Below are 18,853 nucleotides of genomic sequence, written 5' to 3' on the forward strand. Positions count from 1 at the left end.
TCGCGTGCCGAAACAGTGGTTGTTCCTTCCTGTTCGACAGCTACCGGCAGTGTTGCAATCATTTCAAGTTCCATGTCGGTACTGGTCATGGACAACTGCTGGCCGTGAGCTCGGAGCAAGATATTGGACAAAATCGGCAAGGTGGCCCGGCGTTCAACAATGCTGCAAACCAACTGTAACGGACGGGCGATGATTTCTTGGCTGACGGTGAATTGCATGGATTCGCTCTCAGTCTAACTGGATAGGGTTCTCAACAGGTTACGATAATCTTCTGCAACGCGATTGTCAGCTTCTCGTAATTCAGCAACCTTGCGGGTCGCGTGCAGAACCGTTGTGTGATCACGTCCACCAAAGGCTTCGCCAATTTCAGGCAGACTGTGACCGGTCAATTCCTTGGAGAGTGCCATCGCGATTTGGCGCGGACGTGCGATGGATCGGGTGCGCTTTTTGGCGAGTAGATCCGAAACACGAATCTTGTAGTACTCGGCCACGGTTTTCTGAATGCTCTCGAGTGTGACCAGCTTCTGGTGCAGTGCCAGCAGATCTTTCAGCGCTTCCTGTGCCATGTCGATCGACAAAGGCTGATTGGTAAAACGTGAAAAAGCCAGTACACGTTGCAGTGCACCTTCGAGATCACGCACATTCGACTTGATACGCTTGGCAATAAAAAATGCCACATCATCAGGCATGTCGATCAGGTTTTGCTGTGCTTTTTTGATCAGGATCGCAACACGGGTTTCCAGCTCTGGCGGCTCAATGGCAACCGTCAGCCCCCAGCCGAGTCGTGATTGCAGACGTTCATCAAGGTTTTCAACTTCCTTGGGGAAACGATCACAGGTCAGAATGATTTGCCGTTGGCCTTCCAGCAGGCTGTTGAAGGTGTAGAAAAATTCTTCCTGAGAGCGCTCTTTCTTGGCAAAAAACTGAATATCGTCAATCAGCAAGGCATCGGCACTGCGATAGTGATTTTTGAACTGGTCAATTGCATTGTTGCGCAGCGCAGTAATCATGTCCTGTACAAAGCGCTCTGAGGACAGATAAATCACTCGGGCTTTGGGATTGTTTTGCCGGATTTTGTTGCCGACAGCCAGCATCAAGTGCGTTTTACCCAGTCCAGTGCCGCCATACAGGAACAAGGGATTGTAGCCAGTAGTGCCGGGCGCTTCGGCTACATGCAGCGAGGCGGCGCGAGCAATCTGATTGGATTTGCCTTCGATATAATTATCGAAGGTAAACAAAGGGTTCATCGGGCTGCCGATAGCGGGTGCCGGTTCGTCAGTAATTTCCAGTTTTTTGACGGGTGTTTTAGCCGGTTTTTTGGGTTCGGCGGCAACGGTATCTTTGGTGCCAACTTCTATATCAACATGTGAAATCAGTCCCTGACTCAGGGCATGAACCAGTTGGTTGATTTGTTGTTCCAGTTGTTCCTGAACCCAGGCTTTGACGTAGGGATTTGGTGCCAGCAAACGTAGCCGATCTTCTGATTCAATGGCTTGCAGCGGCCGAAGCCAGGTGTTCAGCTGTTGTGCTGAGAGATCACCTTCGAGATGGGACAGGCATTTTTCCCAAAGGGGTGATGACACAGCAACTCCTTGAATTTTTTATCAATAAACGCGGTTTGATGCAGGTGTTCGCTATGATCTAGCAATGGTTTGCACGACCATGACAGGGCTAATAAAGTTATCTTTTACCGAACCTTTTGGCAAGTCAAAAGAATAATGTTGTAAAAGCTTTTCCGGTTTGACTTGAAAGCGCTAGGAACCTTATAATCCTATGCCTTTTGCCACGGTCGTTTTTGTAGCTATCAGCTTTACCAGCGGCAAAACCGTTATTTTTCCTGGAGTTGCTCAAATGAAAAGAACTTTTCAGCCTAGTAATCTGAAGCGCAAGCGTACCCACGGTTTCCGCGCACGTATGAAAACTGTTGGTGGTCGTCGCGTTATCAACGCTCGCCGTGCCAAAGGCCGCGCTAAACTGACCGTCTGATGTTCCTCTGAACATCATGAAGGACCATGACTTGGCAAAGTTTGGCCGAGCCATGAAAATGAATCGCCCGGGAGACTTTTCCCGGGTATTTCGTCAGGGCAAGCGCAACGGAGGCGGTGGACTGACGATATTGACGGTCGATAATCACGTGGGGCACCCACGGCTCGGTCTGGGTATTGCTAAAAAGCATATTCGCCTTGCTTGTCATCGTAACCGTCTCAAACGAATAATTCGCGAGTCTTTCCGGCTCAATCAGTATGCATTTGCAAATATTGATATCGTCGTGTTGTCACGGCCCGATCTTAAGCAGCGTGATTCAGCACAACTTTGGGCGACATTGGAGCAACATTGGTTAACCGTGGTGGCACAATGGCAAAAATCCTGATCGCATTAGTTCGCGCATATCGTTTTCTTTTAAGCCCGTTTCTGGGCATGCATTGTCGTTTTCAGCCAAGTTGTTCGCAGTATATGATTGACGCCATTGAGCGTCATGGTGCCTTACGGGGTGTCTGGTTGGGCCTGCGTCGATTGTCACGTTGTCATCCCTGGCACGAAGGTGGCCTGGATCCTGTTCCTGAAATAAAGACCAAAAATCACAATGGATAACTACAGAACTTTCTTCATCTTCGGTCTGCTGATCGTCTCCCTGTTGCTTTGGGAAGCCTGGCAGAATGACTATGTTCGGCCACAGCAACAAGCCGCTCAGCAAGCGGCAACGCAGGTGCAAGACGAGCCGGATATGACCGCTGACTTGCCGGATTTACCTGCTGCAAGCAGCTTTGACAGCGCCGCCGATATGCCCGCTTTGCCTGCGGGTGCTTCCGCAATATCCAGCTCTGAGCGAGTTCGCATTACCACAGACGTGATTGATGCCTATATCGATACACAGGGCGGAGATATTCGCAGTCTGGCCTTGCTGCAACACTATGAAGAAGCCGGTGCCACAGACAAGCCTGTTCAATTTCTCGATGATTCAAGCAATCTGTTTTTTGTAACACAGTCAGGACTGCGTTCTGATTCAAGCGCGCCGACTCATCATGACCGCTTCCGAGCTGAAGCTGACAGCTACACACTGCAAGATGGTCAAGACAGCATCAAAGTCCCTTTGCACTGGCAGTCTGAAGATGGCCTGCAAGTGGTCAAAACCTATACTTTCCATCGTGACAGTTATCTGGTCGATGTTGAGTATCAGGTAATCAATAACACCGGTGAGCGTTTTGCGGCTTACCCTTATGCACAACTCAACCGTACCCGGGCGGGCAGAGACACTTTCTTGCTGTACACCTATACCGGCCCGGTTTTCTCAAGCCCTGGCAAAGAATATGACAAGGTCACGTTTGATGATCTTGAGAAAAATCCGCTGCGTCGTTCAGCCGCCGCTGGCTGGGTAGCGATGTTGCAACATTATTTTGTCGCTGCCGTGATTCCCGATGAGAATGTCGACGAAATGGGGTTTTACGGTAATTCCGTCAATGACAATAATTTCATTGCCGGCATTCGTTTCCCGGCCATTGCCGCGCAAGCCGGTGACACTGCGCAAACCAGCTTCCAGCTATACCTGGGACCCAAAGAGTACCCAAGACTTCAGGCGGCAGCTGAAAATCTGGATCTGACCGTCGATTTTGGCATGCTGACGATCATTTCCAAGCCGCTGTTTATTGTCATGGAGTGGTTCTACAAGCATACAGGCAATTGGGGCTGGTCGATTGTGTTGCTGACATTGCTGATCAAACTGGTGTTTTATCGCCTGTCTGCAGCCAGCTACCGTTCGATGGCGGCCATGCGTAAGCTGACACCCAAGCTTGCCAATCTGAAAGAGCGTTACGGTGACGACAAGCAGAAATTCAATCAGGCCATGATGGATCTGTACCGCACCGAGAAGATCAATCCACTCGGTGGCTGTTTACCGATTCTGGTACAGATGCCGGTGTTCCTGGCCTTTTACTGGGTATTGGTGGAAAGCATCGAGCTGCGCCACGCACCGTTTATTTTCTGGATTCAGGATCTGACGGCGATTGATCCTTACTTTATCCTGCCAGTACTGTTTGGTCTGACCATGTGGTATCAGCAAAAACTCAACCCGATGCCTCAGGATCCGGCGCAGGCGATGATGATGAAGATCTTCCCAATCGTCTTCACGATATTTTTTGCCTTCTTCCCATCAGGTTTGGTGCTGTACTGGCTGGTCAACAATATTTTGTCGATTGCCCAGCAATGGCATATCACCCGCAAGATGGGTGCGCTGTAAACAGTCAGTCTCGGCATGAATGCCACGACTGAAACCATCGTTGCCATCGCCACGGCTCCCGGTCGTGGCGGTGTTGGTGTGGTGCGTTTGTCCGGCCCCAACAGTGCTGACATTGCCAGCCGGATTTGTGGCCCACTCGCCAAACCTCGTTTTGCCGCCTTCAAACACTTTCGCGCCGATGATGGTGAAATCATCGACAGCGGTATTGCCTTGTATTTTCCCGGACCGGCTTCATTCACCGGTGAAGATGTGGTTGAGCTGCAAGGCCATGGCAGTCCGCTGGTCATGGATCGACTGTGTCAGCGCGCTATCGAACTGGGTGCACGCATGGCCCGGCCCGGTGAGTTCTCTGAACGCGCTTTTCTCAATGGCAAGATGGATTTGGCGCAAGTCGAAGCCGTCGCTGATTTGATCGAGAGCTCCACTGAACAAGCCGCACGCAGCGCCATGCGCTCATTGCAGGGTGAATTCTCCAAACGCATCAATGATTTTCTTGAGTCACTGACTCATTTACGCATGTATGTCGAAGCCTCCATCGACTTTGCCGATGAGGAAATCGACTTTCTGGCCGAGGCCCAAGTGGATCAGCAATTGCTCGACTTGTTGCAGATTCTTGGTGGCATTCAGAACAGTGCCCAGCAAGGGCGTTTGCTGCGAGAAGGTATCAGTGTGGTGCTGGCCGGCCAGCCCAATGCCGGTAAATCCAGTCTGCATAATCAACTTGCTGGCCATGATGCTGCTATTGTCACCGATGTCGCTGGCACTACCCGTGATGTATTGCGTGAACAAATCCATCTTGGTGGTCTGCCACTGCGTATTTCCGACACCGCAGGATTGCATGATGCGACAGATGATGTTGTTGAACTGGAAGGTATTCGTCGTACCCGACACGAGCTTGCTCAGGCCGACCATATTCTGCTGCTGATTGATGATGCGGCGGGCATGACCGAACAGGATCAGAAAATTCTCGATGATTTGCCCGACGATAAACCGCTGACGCTGATTCGCAATAAAATCGACAAAACCGGCCGGCAACCAGCGCTCGAAGTGGTTGATGGACAGAGCGTGATTTATCTGTCGGCCAAAAGTGGCGAGGGTATGGACTTACTCACTGCACATTTGCTGCAGGCCGTAGGCTTTCATCCAGAAGATGAAGGTGTGTTTATCGCCCGGCGTCGACATCTGGATGCCTTGCAACGGGCCCGGCAGGCTATTGAAAATGGCTATCATTGTCTGGCCGGCATGGGCGCCGGCGAATTACTGGCCGAAGAACTGCGCCAGGCACAAAATGCACTGGGTGAGATTACCGGCACATTCACCAATGAAGATCTGCTGGATCGGATATTCTCGAGTTTTTGTATCGGGAAATAACAGGAGACTGGCATGAAGCACTTTAGCCTGTGGTGTTTGGTTTCATTGATAGTGTTTACTGGCAAGCTTGCTGCGGATGATCAGGCTTATTCGGGGCAAAATCTGTTACAAAGCGGTGTGGATGTGCTGGGTCAGCCGCTGGTTTATCCTGAGGGTACTCCACGCATTACCTCTGACATTATTACGTTGGCTCCAGGTGAAGCGGGCAAGCCGCATATTCATCAGATCCCGATGTTTGCCTATGTGTTGAGCGGCAGTATTTCTGTGGATTATGGTGAACATGGGGTGCGCACTTTCAATGCGGGAGAAGCTCTGCTGGAAGCGCAGAATGTCGTGCATTTTGGTTTTAATCCGGGGAGTGAGCCAGTGAGCTTGTTGGTGGTTTATATCGGCAGTGAAGATTTGCCTAACGCCTCATTGCCCTGAGTTTTTCTGCATAGCAGGTTGGCTCACGCCATTGCCTGCTTTGGCCAGATACATCGCTTCATCGGCTGAGCGAACCAGTTCCAGCGCTTGTTTACCATGCTCTGGATAAAAGGCCATTCCGACACTCACGGAAATTTGAGCCGGGATCTCCCTTAACTGGAACGGTACTGCTAAAGACTCTCTGATTTTGTTGGCGACCAGTTCTGCGGTATCAGGCAATGTCACGTTGGATAACAACACTACAAACTCATCGCCGCCAATTCGCCCCACAACATCGGAAGTCCGAACACAGGTTTTGATTCGCATGGCGACTTGTTGCAGCAGCAGATCGCCTATGGCATGACCATAGTCGTCATTGATCGGTTTGAATTTATCGAGATCGAGAAACAATACCGCAAGCCCCTGTTTGTCACGCTGGGCCTGCAAAATGGCTTGATGCAAGTGGTCAAAAAACAACGAACGATTGGCAAGTCCGGTCAGCGCGTCGTGATGAGCCATGTGCTGCATACGATCGAGTAGCTGTTTATGCTCACTGATGTCGCGGGCAATACCAATGTACGAGCACACTTCACCGTTGTCATCGAATAGCGGCGAGGCATTAGAACGATACCAGTACCAGTCACCATTTTTGTGACGAACCCGGTATTCAATGCCGCTTTGCTTCTTGCCGGTGCCAAACACCATCAACAGAAATGCATGACAATGCGCGATATCGTCGGGATGCACAAAATATTCAAACGATTTGCCAATCACATCCTCGGTTGGATGACCGAGCATTTCGGTCCAGTTTGGTGACACGTAGGTCAATATGCCTTCACGTGACAGGTTGTAGATGATGTCGTTGGCGTTTTCGACAAAGGCACGGAATTTAGCCTCACTTTGCCGATAGGCAGTTTCATAAGCCTTGCGCTGCGTGATTTCATTGGCGTAGCCGGTCCAGACCATGCTGCCATCATCAAGTCGTATTGGTGTGTCATAACATTCCACCCAGATGGTTTTGCCATCAGGCAGAATCATTCGAAACTCGGCATGCCAATGCTGCATTGATTCAGCGCACTGCTCACTTTCTGCCATCACCCAGTCGAGATCTTCAGGGTGAATCATATCCAGAAGTGTATTGGCATCCGCCAATACATCACTGACAGAAGTTTGAAACAATTCTTCTGCATGCTCACTGGCATAGGTGTATCGAAAATTTCCCTGCGGATCCTTCATCAGTTGATAGACAAAGCCGGGCAGATACACGGCTGTTGCACTGAAATGCTCAATCATGCCTGCCAGTGCAGCAGGCACCGGTTGTGTTTCAAGGCTGACTACCGACACGGAATCTCCATTGTGCGCGTTCTAATTGTCTGATGTTATAACCATGGTTACATGCTATTCAAGTCAAATATTCGGCAAGCCCAGAATACTGGTCGCCATACCAAAGTAGATCAATACCCCTGTGGCATCGGCGATGGTGGTTACCAGTGGCGCACTCGCCGTTGCTGGGTCCCAGTTTAACCGGTGTAGCAGGAAGGGCAGCATTACGCCTATCAGACTGCCGACCAATACAATGGCAAGCATGCTCAGGGCCACCACCAGCATAATGTCTGGCCCGGCTCTGAGTGAGCCGACCAGGGCAATAGCCACAGCCATGGTCAGCCCCAATCCAAGCGAGACCAGCAATTCTTTACCCAGCATGCGAAACCAGTCACTTCGGGTAACGTCACCGGTCGCAATACCACGAACCATCAGTGTGGCAGCCTGTGCGCCGGCATTACCACCGCTGGCGATCAACAGTGGCAGAAAGAACAACAAAGCGATGTAGGCCGAGATGGTGTCTTCAAAGTAAGCGATGCCAGCGCCGGAAAAAATATTGGCAAATACCAGTAACACCAGCCAGTTAATGCGTTTGCGATACAACATGCCGACACTGGCATCTTTCAGGCCGCCTTCGATTTTGCCGACGGTAGCCGATTTGTGCATGGTTTCTGTGTCTTCCATTTCGACAACGTCCATCGCGTCATCGAAGGTTACAATGCCCACCAATACACCGGTTTCACTGACCACTGGGATGGCGATCAAGTCATAACGACTGATAATTCTGGCAGATTCCGCCTGAGGCATATCCGGTGTAAGGGTAATCAGATCGGTGACCATAATGTCTTCGATCCGTTCGTGTGGCGCGGCGGTGATTAAGTCTCTCAGTGACACCACACCTTGCAGGCGATAGTCATTATCAATCACATAAGCCTGGTAGATAGTTTCTTTTTCAGGTGCTGTCTGGCGAAGCCGACGTAATGCATGTTCTACAGTGCCACTGGCCGGAATCACCGCATAGTCGGAAGTCATCACCGAGCCAACGGTACCTTCCTCATAGCTGGACAGACGCAGTAAGTCATCACGATCATGTTTGGCCAGTCGGCGCATCAACGCGTCCTGAAGTTTGACATCCAGCAGTGCATACACGTCAGCACGTTCATCCGAAGACATATCGCGGAACAGTTTGGCCAACAAGCCAACTTCCATGTGGCTGGCGAGTACTTGCTGATTATTGGGGCGCAGATAACCGAACACTTCGGCCTGGACTTCTGGGGACATTTTGTCCATCAGCGCCAGTGATTCATAAATCTCGAAATTTTCGTCGATGAAGCCCGCGATGTCGGCGGCGGGCATTTCCTCAAACAAGTCGATCAGTGCCTGCTCATCACCACTTTCAATGACTTCACTGATTTGTGCGTAGTTTTCCTGACTCATGCATGGGTCTCCGGGAGGGCAGGTTAAAACAAGTTTTCTGAGGAAAAGCTGACAGCCAGCAGCAGGCTGAATCGTCGGCGATCATCGGGTCGACTGTTGAGGATTGATAGATCGAGCTTCATGGAATTGCCGATATCGGGCAGGATAAAGCCTGCTTGCCATCCACGGCCACTGTCGTCGATCCGAAATGCCTCGGCAAACACGTCAATGTTGGGATTCAGGCTCTGCACCAGAGCAACACCACCCGTACCCAGGGTATTTTGTTCTGCCCGGTCACGCAGCAGACCTGCATTGAGACGTAATTCAGTGTGTGGCTGTAGTTCAAAGGTGATGGGCAGGTTGATAAAGACATCGCTGATGCGCGGATCGTTATCACGGCGGGTCAGGTCCAGGACACTGCCGATGCTCAGAGCAAATTGAAGAGGCTGATCCTCAGAGCTCAGTTGAGTTTTGCTTTGAAAGATGAGGCTATTGCTGTTGCTATCTCTGCGTGGTACCAGGCGCTCATAACCGACACTGAGCTCTGTGGCAGCACCCACGCCGCAGGATGGCATCAGCATGATTTCATGAGATTTGCCAGTTGTGGCCAGCCAGCTTTCCAGTTCACAGTCGCCTCTGGACTTGGCTTCAGCATCATCAACGCGCATGCCAGCCGCGGCAAAGGCCTGGCTATGCGCCATGCTCAAGGCGATAAAAAGCGCACTCAGAATTGTGGCAATGTTTTTTTGAAATAGCATGGTGCCTCCCTGATGCAAACAAAAAGCACCGCAGAGGACAACACAGGACAAGTCATGTGATCCCGTAATGGGATTAGGAAGTCAGTGGTTGATTATGATTAATCAGGGGGGACTCCACCAAACGCTCAGGCTCGGTGAAGTCAGTGGAAAGCGGGAGCGCTATCGGGACTTTAACGAACCTGAACGGCATATTCGTCGTCGTGAACTGTCCAAGAGCGGCGCTCTCCTCTGATGTTGAATGCTGACAATTTTAAGGAAAACAGTGGTTTGTGGTCAAGCTGAAAACCTTGATTTCAGGCGCTTTTAGCTGATCTGATTGGCTGAGTGGAGATCTAGCCAGCGTTTGCTTTCCATGGCTCGGATAACATATCGTTGGTTTAAGGTAGGTGGAAAGACAGTTGTGCGCAAAAAATTGTGCGGTGGCTGATTCTGCAAGCGCATTCAGTCATAGCAACATGCAACAATTGTTAATGAAAATCATAAAACATCAATGGAGACATTAATGAGTCGTCATTTAGAACATGCCCCCGGACTTTCTGAGCAACATGATCCTGCCACGCATGAGTATGTGTTTAATCAGACCATGTTAAGGATCAAAGCACCCGAGCGTAGCTTGCATTTCTATAGTGAAGTGATGGGCATGACTCTGGTCAAGCGACTGGACTTTCCTGAAATGGCGTTTTCCCTGTATTTCATGGCGGCAATCTCACCATCAGATCGTAAAAACTGGTCTGAAGACAGTGATACCCGTATTGAACAAACCTTTGGCCGACCGGCACTACTGGAGCTGACCCACAACTGGGGCGACGAGGATAAGGCCGATTTTGCCTATCATAATGGCAATAGCGAGCCACGTGGTTTTGGCCATATTGGCTTTGCAGTGCCGGATATCGATGCCGCCTGCGCCCGCTTTGAATCATTGGGCGTACCTTTTGTTAAAAAGCCCCAGGATGGCAAGATGAAAGGCATTGCCTTTATTCAGGATCCAGATGGCTACTGGATTGAGATTTTCACTCCAAGCCGACTACCTGCCATGCTCTCGGCACATGTAACAGATTAATCAATAATGCAAGTTTCACCGATTCAGTGGTTGGAGATCGGCACGAGGTTCTTAATATCGACAACTGATTTTGCTGGTGAAGAAATGTACTTTAATAGCAAGCCATGCTCTGCTGACTTCAAGCTGAGCTTGCATGCTGATAGTTGCCACATAAAGTGACTGGAAAATTATGCAACATCGCATCATCGTACCTGTGATACTACTAGTGGTCGCGTCATCAGATGTACTTGCCAGCGCAGATTCACAGCCATTTGATATTAATTTTTACCTGTCACTTCGCATGCAGGCTGAGTCGGTACAGCCGAGCAATCGGCAGGCGATGAGCAGCTACCGTGGCCTTCGAGATGCGTACTCAAGAGTCGCTTTAACGCCGGATATCGATTTGATACAAAAAATTGGCTGTTTGCACAGTTGGAGATTCCCTATGATGCCGCCAACAGCCGGTTCCGTGATTCCTATGATCAAGGCGGTGTCGGCAGGAGCAATGCCGAGCGAATAAGAATTGGCATTGTCGGTTTGGACAGTGCATGGGGTAGGGTGACGCTTGGTCAGCAATGGATGCCATACTACAATGCCATCACCTTTCCGGTTGATCAGTTCAGTACTTTTTATAGTGGCTTTGCCACCTATACCACCTTCAGAGTGAAGGAGACGGTTGCTTATCAGAGTCCAGTCATCGGTGGCTTGCAACTCGGCGGCTCTTATTCGACCCGACACGGCAACATTCGCTCGCCTTCGCGTATTGATGATCGACGCATTCAGGCAGTTGCCAGCTATCAGCTTAACAATACGTTATTAGCCATGGGCATGGATGATCGTGGCAATGCAGCAGGTTTTCGCGATCGCATTTATGGCGCCAGTCTGACGCACACCATCGGTCAATGGGATCTGGCGTTGAAATATGAGTTGACTGATACCAATAACCCGGCCAGTTTTTATGGCAATAATCGTCAGGCCGCGAATATTTTCACCAGTTACCAGCACGGTAAAAACCGTTACAAGCTGATGCTGGCCAGAGTGGAGTCTTATGGCGAGACAGTGGTTCATGCGGGTGTTGATCATCAGTTCAATGAAGCGCTGACTTTGTTCGTCGAGTTTTATCAGGAACAGGAAACGGCGGCGCTGACTGGCAAGCGTCAGGGGCTGGATGGGTTCGATGCGGCCACGCGCGGTGGCCGTATCATCGCGGCTGGTTTTCGTTACAACTTTAGTTTCTGACGGTTTGCTTAGATCGCTTTTAATCAGGCTTGAACTTTGATTTCAGATCTTGCTCGCCATTGAGCATTTCGTCATGTTCCTGCATTTTCCAGGGCAAGATGCCAGGGGAGATATGCAGGAAATGCAGGTATTTTTCAAACTGATGAATGATGTCGTCAATGATGTCTTGCTCGGAAAAGCCGTAAATATCATAGAGCTGGCCGCCACGACGCAGAAACACTTCAGCGCGGTAATAACGCTTGTCACCATCGGGATCGGCAGGGCGTTGTGGGTAAGCGAAGGTAGGCATGCTGTAGCCCCGCATGCGAATATCGTAGATAAAATCCAGTTCCTGCTCGAGTACCACCTCGATATAGGCCCGGTGATGGGTTTTGTCATAACTGACTTGTACCGGCCAGCCTTTACTTTGAAGTACTTGCTCAACCTGTTTCATGGCCGGCAGTACACTCTGTTCGATAAAGGCTGAGACTTCCTGGTAACTTGGATAGTCGATCATTGACGACAGCCGTTGTTTCCAACTGCGTTTGCTTTGCTGCTGGGATGTCTGCATGTGCGCCTGCAGACTGACATCGCGGTGGCCTTCAATCACCAGAGCTCGCCACATACCAATCGCCGACAACACCATAATGATGGCAAACGGCAGGGCGCTGGTGATACTCATGGTTTGCAGGGCGCTGAGACCACCGGCAATCAACAAGGCTGACGCCAGCAGGCCTTCCAGCGTGGCCCAGAATACCCGTTGCCAGACCGGTGTATCACTGCTGCCACCGGAAGCCAGTGAGTCAATCACCAATGAACCTGAGTCAGAAGAAGTGACAAAGAAAGTCATAATCAGCACTACGGTGATAAACGACATAATCGCTGTCAGTGGCAGTTGTTCATAGAGTTTGAACAGGGCGATGGCTGTATCAGCCTGCACCTCGGTGATCAGCGAGGTATAGCCTTGATGCATAATCATGTATAGCGCGGTATCGCCAAAGATCGAAAACCACATGAAGGTAAAGATGGTGGGCACAAACAAAACGCCAAACACAAACTGGCGAATAGTTCGGCCACGACTGATTTTGGCAATAAACAAGCCGACAAAAGGGGCCCAGGCGATGGTCCAGCCAAAAATAAACAAGGTCCAGTTACCAATCCAGTCACTGCGGGTGTAGGCCTGCAGATTGAAGGTACGCTCAACAATGTTATTCAGATAGCTGCCGGTATTTTGCAGAAATGCTTCGAGAATATTGATGCTTGGGCCAAAGCTGAACACAAACAGCATCAGGAATATCGCCAGCACCATATTGACGATGGACAGCCGTTTAACCCCCTTATCCAGCCCGGCGGCGACCGAAATGATGGCGAGTCCGGTGATGACTGCAATGGTGATGACTTGCACGGCAGTACTGACGGGAATGTCCGCCCACAGATAATTCATGCCGGCGTTGATTTGCGCCACGGACAAGCCCAGTGTGGTGGCAATGCCAAACAATGTACCGAGTATGGCGATAACGTCCACAGTATGGCCAATCGGTCCATAGATTCGCTCACCTATGATTGGATACAAGGCCGAGCGCATTGACAGTGGCAGACCATGACGAAAGGCAAAATAACCCAATACCAGTCCAGTCAGACCATAGATGCCCCAGATATGGAAACCCCAGTGGAAAAAGGCGATTTGCATTGCCTGCTTGGCGGCGTCAACGGTTTCCGCCGTGCCTTGAGGCGGGGCGGCGTAGTGCAAAACTGGCTCGGCGACACCGAAGAACAGCAAGGCAATGCCATACCCTGCAGAGAACAGCATGGCAAACCAGGCGGGAAAGCTGTATTGCGGCTCGGCATGATCAGGACCCAACTTGATTTTGCCCCAGGGAGAAATTGCCACCACCACAATAAACACCAGAAAAAAGGCCACAGCCAGCATATAAAACCAGCCAAAGTTGGTGGTCAGAAAACTGAGTGTGCTGGCGAAGGCTTCGCCTGCCAGGGTGGGATTACTGATTGTGCCAACCACCAGTAACAGGGTGACAATGACTGCTGGCAGAAACACGGGCAACAGCAGGGTGCTTCGCCAGAAGCGAGGATTTGCTTGCATTGGCTGGCTCCGGGACCTTTGATTAAATCAAGAATCCATTGTGTTCAGCTCAGGTGTGTGATGTCAAACCGCGCCTAGTCAGATAATCGGATTGATAGGAGACTGTCGCGCTCTCATATCGGTCTGTGAAAGATCAACAGTCTGCCAATGCGTTAACCTTTCGGTCCCAAGAGAAACCATATAATCAGGCCAATCAACGGGAAGAACAACAAGATCAGAATCCACAACAGTTTTGGTAGAGCCCCTGCCGGACTTTTGGCGACTTTGACGATGGCCCAGATAACGATGATGAGCCAGATGAGTCCAAGCAAGCCGGTAATCTCGATTCCCATAAATTATCCTTTGAAGTGTCGACTGTATTGTCGCCATCTAAGATAACAATGATCCCGTCAAAGTCAAAAAAGCCCATGAGCATAAAATGATCACGGGCTTTGTGATTTGACCAGTTTGCAGCTGGGGTTAGTGGGTCATCAAACCACCACCCATGGCCTTGTATAGCGTCAGTTGATTGCGGGTTCTGGCAAGTTTGACGCTAATCTCGGATTGTTGAGCATCCAGTACCGTTCGCTGCGCATCGAGTACTTCAAGGTAACTGTCCAGCCCTTGCTCGTAACGCAATTCGGCCAGCTCCAGGCCTCTTTTTGAGGCCAGTGTCAGATCCTGCAGTGCATGCAGCTGATCATCAAGCGTTTGCTGAGCTTGCAGTTCGTCATGCACTTCCTTGAAGGCCTGTTCCAGGACTTGCTGATATTGCACAATCAGAATTTCTCGCTCCAGCTCAGCCACATCCAGTTGTGCCTGATTTCGCCCCCAGTCAATGATAGGCACGGTCAGTTGTGGTGATATTTGCCAGCTTCTTGCAGAGGTATTGAGCATATTCGCCGGACTGGTGCCCAACAAACCAAGACTGCTGGTCAGGCTTATTCGAGGGAAAAACTCAGCCCGAACGGCACCGATATTTGCATTGGCAGCTTTCAGGCGGTATTCGGCCTCAATGACATCTGGGCGTTGCAGCAGGGTTTCTGAATCCAGATCGGCAGGCAGTTCGGCAAAGTCGAGCAAGGTTTCATCTGCTTGCCAGTCGGAGCTGTCCAGAGTTTCTGCTACCAATAGCTGTAACGCGGTAAAGCGTTGATTGAGTTGCTGCTGAAAGCGAGCAACGTCAACCCTGGCACTATGCAACAGCGTTTCGGCCTGCCTCAGTTCCAGTTCTGAGGCCAGTCCATTATCAAAACGTTGCTGAATCAGCTGATAACTTTCGGCACGCGCATCGCGGGTATTTTCAGCCAGTTTGAGCTGTGCAGTGTCGCTGTGCCAGCTGTAGAAGGTATCTGCGACCTCGGCAATCAAACTCAGTTGCACACTATCTCTGGCTGATTGACTGGCAAAAAATTCCTGTAGCGCCTGTTCGCTGAGATTACGAATACGTCCGAAGATATCAATTTCCCAACTGGCAATGCCGACACCAACGGAGTATTGATCAACCACCTGACTGTTGTTGACAAAACTCATCGCGGCCGGTGAGCGTTGTCGGCTGATGGCTGCGTTGCCATCCAGCGGTGGAAAGCGATCTGCTTCACGGATTCGATATTGAGCGCGTACCTGTTCAACGCGCAGGGCCGCTGTTCGCAGGTCGTGATTATTGCTGAGCGCTTTGCTAATCAGCGTTTTGAGTTGTGGGTTTTGATAAAAGTCCTGCCAGGCAATTTCTCTGGCCGGGGGTGTCTCGGTACTGGCACTGCCTAGTCTGTCAGCGACGGACATATCGGGTGTTTCATGCACCGGGGCCAATGAGCAAGCCGACAGCAGTACAAGACTGCCCATTGTCAGCGTGATGCGGCTGAATTTCATATAGCTTCTCCCTGAGCGGTGGATGATGTGGATCTCTTGAGACGTGCAGATAGCCTGAAGACCAGTACAAAAAACAGTGGCACGAAGAAAATGGCCAGTAATGTTGCGCTGAACATACCCCCAAAGACGCCAGTGCCGATCGCATTTTGCGCCGCGGAACCGGCACCGGTTGCAATCATTAATGGCGTGACACCCAGCATGAAGGTCAACGCCGTCATGGCGATTGGACGGAGCCTCATTCGCACAGCTTCCAAAGTGGCATCGACCAGTGACATTCCGTCCTCGTAGAGTGTTTTGGCAAATTCAACAATCAGAATCGCGTTTCGAGAGGCTAGCCCGATGGTGGTTAACAGCCCCACCTGGAAGAACACGTCATTGGACATCCCGCGACTTAATGCAAATATCACAGCACCAATAACCCCCAGGGGCACCACCAGCATCACTGCAAAGGGCACTGACCAGCTTTCATACAAGGCTGCCAGGCACAGGAAAACGACTAGAATCGAGATGGCATACAACATGGGGGCCTGTGAACCTGATTGTCGTTCTTGCAGCGATACGCCTGTCCATTCCAGACCAAAGCCCGGAGGCAATTGTTCCATCAAGCTTTCCATGATCTGCATGGCTTCGCCGGAGCTGACGCCGGGTGCACCTTGACCTTGAATATTGACCGAAGATACGCCGTTATAACGTTCAAGTCTGGGCGAGCCATAGATCCACCGGCCACTGGTGACCGCCGACAGTGGCACCATTTCGTCCTGATGGTTACGCACATACCAATGGGCGACATCTTCAGGCATCATCCGGTATTGCGGTTCCCCCTGAACATAAACCCGCTTGATACGTTCCCGGTCTATAAAGTCATTCACATAACTGGAGGCCCAGACAGTACTGAAGGTACGATTGATCTCACTCAGTGATACCCCGAAAGCAGCCGCTTTTTCGTGATCGATATCCAGCTTGAATTGGGGTGTATCTTCCTGACCGTTGGGACGGACGCCCTGCAGCCGTGGTTCTTGTGAGGCCAGTCCGAGCAGCATGTTGCGAGCATCCATCAATGCTTCATGCCCTTGACCGCCGAGATCCTGCAAATGCATATTGAAACCGGTCGCCGTACCCAGCGTGATGATAGGAGGCGGTACAAATGGGAACACCATTGCATCCTTGAATTGACTGAATGCTCCCATGGCCCGGCCAGCGATTGCCTGAACATGTTGTTGTGGATCTTTGCGTTCACTCCAGTCTCTCATGTTGACAAAAGCGATACCGTTATTCTGTCCACGACCGGCAAAACTGAAACCGATGACTGAAAATACCGAACTGACGTTATCTGCTTCCTCGTCCAGATAAAAGTCTTCGATGCGGTCCATCACCTCCATGGAACGTTCTTTCGAGGCATTCACCGGTAAAGTCATCTGGGTGAAGATGATGCCCTGATCTTCATCTGGAAGAAATGCACCGGGCAGACGCATAAACAAAATCGCCAGAATGCCGACAATCAATGCATATAGCAGCATATAACGACCACTTCGCCCCAGAATATGGCGAACACTGCCCTGATAGCCGTTGCTCATTTTGTCAAAGCTGCGGTTAAACCAGCCAAAAAATCCTTTACGGTCATAATGACCGGCATCCGTTTTTTTCAGCATGGTGGCGCAAAGGGCCGGGCTTAAGGTCAAAGCGACAAATACCGAGAGGATCATTGCGGAGACCACCGTAATGGAGAATTGCCGGTAGATAACCCCGGTTGAGCCTCCAAAGAAAGCCATCGGAATAAATACCGCAGAAATCACCAGAGTAATGCCAATCAGTGCACTGGTAATCTGGCCCATCGATTTTCGAGTGGCCTCGCGCGGCGATAAATCATCCTCGTGCATCACCCTCTCAACGTTTTCCACCACCACAATCGCATCATCGACCAATAGTCCTATGGCCAGCACCATGGCAAACATGGTTAATACGTTGATAGTGAACCCAAAGGCATACAGAATGCCAAATGTTCCCAGTAGTACCACCGGCACTGCTATGGTCGGGATCAGCGTGGCACGAAGGTTCTGCAGGAACAGATACATCACCAGAAACACCAGAATGACCGCTTCTATCAGTGTTTGCACAACGCCCATAATGGAAATGCGTACAAACGGTGTTGTATCGTACGGATAAACTACCTCAAGACCTTCGGGAAAGAAGGGTTGAAGCTGATCGATACGATCTCTGACAGCCTGTGCCGTCTCTAGTGCATTGGCTCCTGCGGCCAGCGTCACAGCCAATCCAGTAGCTGGCTGACGATTGTATTCGGTTTCAAACTGATAGTTTTCACCGCCTAGTTCAACCCGGGCAATGTCACCGATACGAAGTTGAGAACCGTCATCGTTTACCCGAAGCAAGATATTGCGAAACTCTTCAGGTGTCTCAAGTCGTGTTTGCACCACAATACTGGCGTTGAATTCCTGCCCCGTAACTGCCGGGGCACCCCCAAGCTCACCGGCAGCGATTTGTACATTCTGCGACTGAATAGCATTGACCACATCGTCAGTGGTAATGCCGTAATGCGACATCCGTTCTGCATCCAGCCAAATTCGCATGGCATATTGAGAGCCGAAAATCTGAATCTGGCCGACGCCGCTCACTCGGCTGAGTGGCTCCTGAATATTCGAGCCAACAAAGTCCGCGATATCATATTTGTCCATCGTGCCATCAGAAGACACAAAACCCAGCACCATCAAAAAGCCAATGCCTGATTTGGTGACACGAATACCTTGTTCCTGCACTTCTTGTGGTAGCAGGGGCATCGCTGCTTGCAGCTTGTTCTGTACCTGTACCTGAGCAATATCAGGATCGGTGCCAGGCTCAAAGCTGATGGTCAATTCACCAATACCTGCTGAATCACTGGTCGATGACATGTACAGTACATTGTCGATACCCGTCATGTTTTGTTCGATGATTTGCATTACCGAATCTTCAACAGTTTTGGCTGAGGCACCAGGGTAAGTCGCCCGAACCTGAACAGACGGTGGTGCAACTTCAGGATATTGAGAGACCGGCAATTGAGTGATGGCAAGGGTACCGGCCATCATGATCAAAATGGCGATAACCCAGGCGAAGACTGGCCGATCGATGAAAAAATTGGCCATAGT

At 50.6% G+C, this 18,853-nt stretch carries 16 protein-coding genes and 1 pseudogene; 8 read left to right on the forward strand and 9 right to left on the reverse strand.

Annotated features, from left to right (window positions below):
- Positions 1 to 218: pseudogene (locus MPL1_RS04080) on the reverse strand (DNA polymerase III subunit beta); the annotation flags it as partial.
- Between the two features lie 15 nt (positions 219 to 233).
- Positions 234 to 1,583 (reverse strand): chromosomal replication initiator protein DnaA, encoded by a 1,350-nt coding sequence (gene dnaA, locus MPL1_RS04085; protein ID WP_009725862.1) that lies wholly within the window; start codon positions 1,581 to 1,583, stop codon positions 234 to 236.
- A 268-nt stretch (positions 1,584 to 1,851) separates the two neighbouring features.
- On the opposite strand from dnaA, the gene rpmH reads away from it, so the two are divergent.
- The 6 genes from rpmH to MPL1_RS04115 are packed head-to-tail and all read left to right on the forward strand — an operon-like array spanning position 1,852 to position 6,031.
- Positions 1,852 to 1,986, forward strand: a complete 135-nt coding sequence (rpmH, locus tag MPL1_RS04090) for a 50S ribosomal protein L34 (protein ID WP_009725863.1) — start codon at positions 1,852 to 1,854, stop codon at positions 1,984 to 1,986.
- 31 nt (positions 1,987 to 2,017) lie between these two features.
- Positions 2,018 to 2,371 (forward strand): ribonuclease P protein component, encoded by a 354-nt coding sequence (rnpA, locus tag MPL1_RS04095; protein ID WP_009725864.1) that lies wholly within the window; start codon positions 2,018 to 2,020, stop codon positions 2,369 to 2,371.
- The gene (yidD, locus tag MPL1_RS04100) at positions 2,356 to 2,592 is read left to right on the forward strand and encodes a membrane protein insertion efficiency factor YidD (protein WP_009725865.1); all 237 of its coding nucleotides are present in this window, start codon (positions 2,356 to 2,358) and stop codon (positions 2,590 to 2,592) included. The genes rnpA and yidD overlap by 16 nt, the downstream gene beginning before the upstream one ends.
- Positions 2,585 to 4,234, forward strand: a complete 1,650-nt coding sequence (yidC, locus tag MPL1_RS04105) for a membrane protein insertase YidC (RefSeq protein ID WP_009725866.1) — start codon at positions 2,585 to 2,587, stop codon at positions 4,232 to 4,234. The genes yidD and yidC overlap by 8 nt, the downstream gene beginning before the upstream one ends.
- Positions 4,235 to 4,249: 15 nt before the next feature.
- Positions 4,250 to 5,605 (forward strand): tRNA uridine-5-carboxymethylaminomethyl(34) synthesis GTPase MnmE, encoded by a 1,356-nt coding sequence (mnmE, locus tag MPL1_RS04110; protein WP_009725867.1) that lies wholly within the window; start codon positions 4,250 to 4,252, stop codon positions 5,603 to 5,605.
- Between the two features lie 12 nt (positions 5,606 to 5,617).
- Complete coding sequence (locus MPL1_RS04115; RefSeq protein WP_009725868.1) at positions 5,618 to 6,031, forward strand: cupin domain-containing protein; 414 nt, start codon at positions 5,618 to 5,620, stop codon at positions 6,029 to 6,031.
- On the opposite strand, the gene MPL1_RS04120 is transcribed toward MPL1_RS04115, so the two are convergent.
- The 3 genes from MPL1_RS04120 to MPL1_RS04130 form a co-directional block, all read right to left on the reverse strand.
- Entirely contained in the window at positions 6,020 to 7,354 is a 1,335-nt protein-coding gene (locus MPL1_RS04120; protein WP_009725869.1) for a GGDEF domain-containing protein, read from the reverse strand. The two genes, MPL1_RS04115 and MPL1_RS04120, sit on opposite strands and share 12 nt — an antisense overlap.
- A 63-nt stretch (positions 7,355 to 7,417) precedes the next feature.
- Complete coding sequence (gene mgtE / locus MPL1_RS04125) at positions 7,418 to 8,770, reverse strand: magnesium transporter (protein WP_009725870.1); 1,353 nt, start codon at positions 8,768 to 8,770, stop codon at positions 7,418 to 7,420.
- Positions 8,771 to 8,793: 23 nt separating this feature from the next.
- Complete coding sequence (locus MPL1_RS04130) at positions 8,794 to 9,507, reverse strand: hypothetical protein (protein ID WP_009725871.1); 714 nt, start codon at positions 9,505 to 9,507, stop codon at positions 8,794 to 8,796.
- Positions 9,508 to 10,009: 502 nt separating this feature from the next.
- On the opposite strand from MPL1_RS04130, the gene gloA reads away from it, so the two are divergent.
- Together gloA and MPL1_RS13405 are read left to right on the forward strand one after the other, a co-directional pair.
- Entirely contained in the window at positions 10,010 to 10,567 is a 558-nt protein-coding gene (gene gloA, locus MPL1_RS04135; RefSeq protein ID WP_009725872.1) for a lactoylglutathione lyase, read from the forward strand.
- A gap of 411 nt (positions 10,568 to 10,978) precedes the next feature.
- Positions 10,979 to 11,785 (forward strand): porin, encoded by an 807-nt coding sequence (locus MPL1_RS13405; RefSeq protein WP_200858781.1) that lies wholly within the window; start codon positions 10,979 to 10,981, stop codon positions 11,783 to 11,785.
- A gap of 19 nt (positions 11,786 to 11,804) precedes the next feature.
- Here the strand turns inward: MPL1_RS13405 and MPL1_RS04145 are convergent, their stop codons facing one another.
- The 4 genes from MPL1_RS04145 to MPL1_RS04160 all read right to left on the reverse strand — a co-directional run bounded on the left by MPL1_RS04145 (position 11,805) and on the right by MPL1_RS04160 (position 18,850).
- Positions 11,805 to 13,865, reverse strand: coding sequence for a BCCT family transporter (locus MPL1_RS04145; protein ID WP_009725873.1), 2,061 nt, complete (start codon positions 13,863 to 13,865; stop codon positions 11,805 to 11,807).
- A 152-nt stretch (positions 13,866 to 14,017) separates the two neighbouring features.
- The gene (locus MPL1_RS04150) at positions 14,018 to 14,197 is read right to left on the reverse strand and encodes a PLDc N-terminal domain-containing protein (protein WP_009725874.1); all 180 of its coding nucleotides are present in this window, start codon (positions 14,195 to 14,197) and stop codon (positions 14,018 to 14,020) included.
- A 127-nt stretch (positions 14,198 to 14,324) separates the two neighbouring features.
- Entirely contained in the window at positions 14,325 to 15,716 is a 1,392-nt protein-coding gene (locus tag MPL1_RS04155; protein WP_009725875.1) for an efflux transporter outer membrane subunit, read from the reverse strand.
- Positions 15,713 to 18,850, reverse strand: coding sequence for an efflux RND transporter permease subunit (locus tag MPL1_RS04160; protein WP_009725876.1), 3,138 nt, complete (start codon positions 18,848 to 18,850; stop codon positions 15,713 to 15,715). The genes MPL1_RS04155 and MPL1_RS04160 overlap by 4 nt, the downstream gene beginning before the upstream one ends.
- Between the last annotated feature and the right edge of the window lie 3 nt (positions 18,851 to 18,853).

It is taken from the genome of Methylophaga lonarensis MPL, from assembly GCF_000349205.1.
Taxonomy (GTDB): domain Bacteria; phylum Pseudomonadota; class Gammaproteobacteria; order Nitrosococcales; family Methylophagaceae; genus Methylophaga; species Methylophaga lonarensis.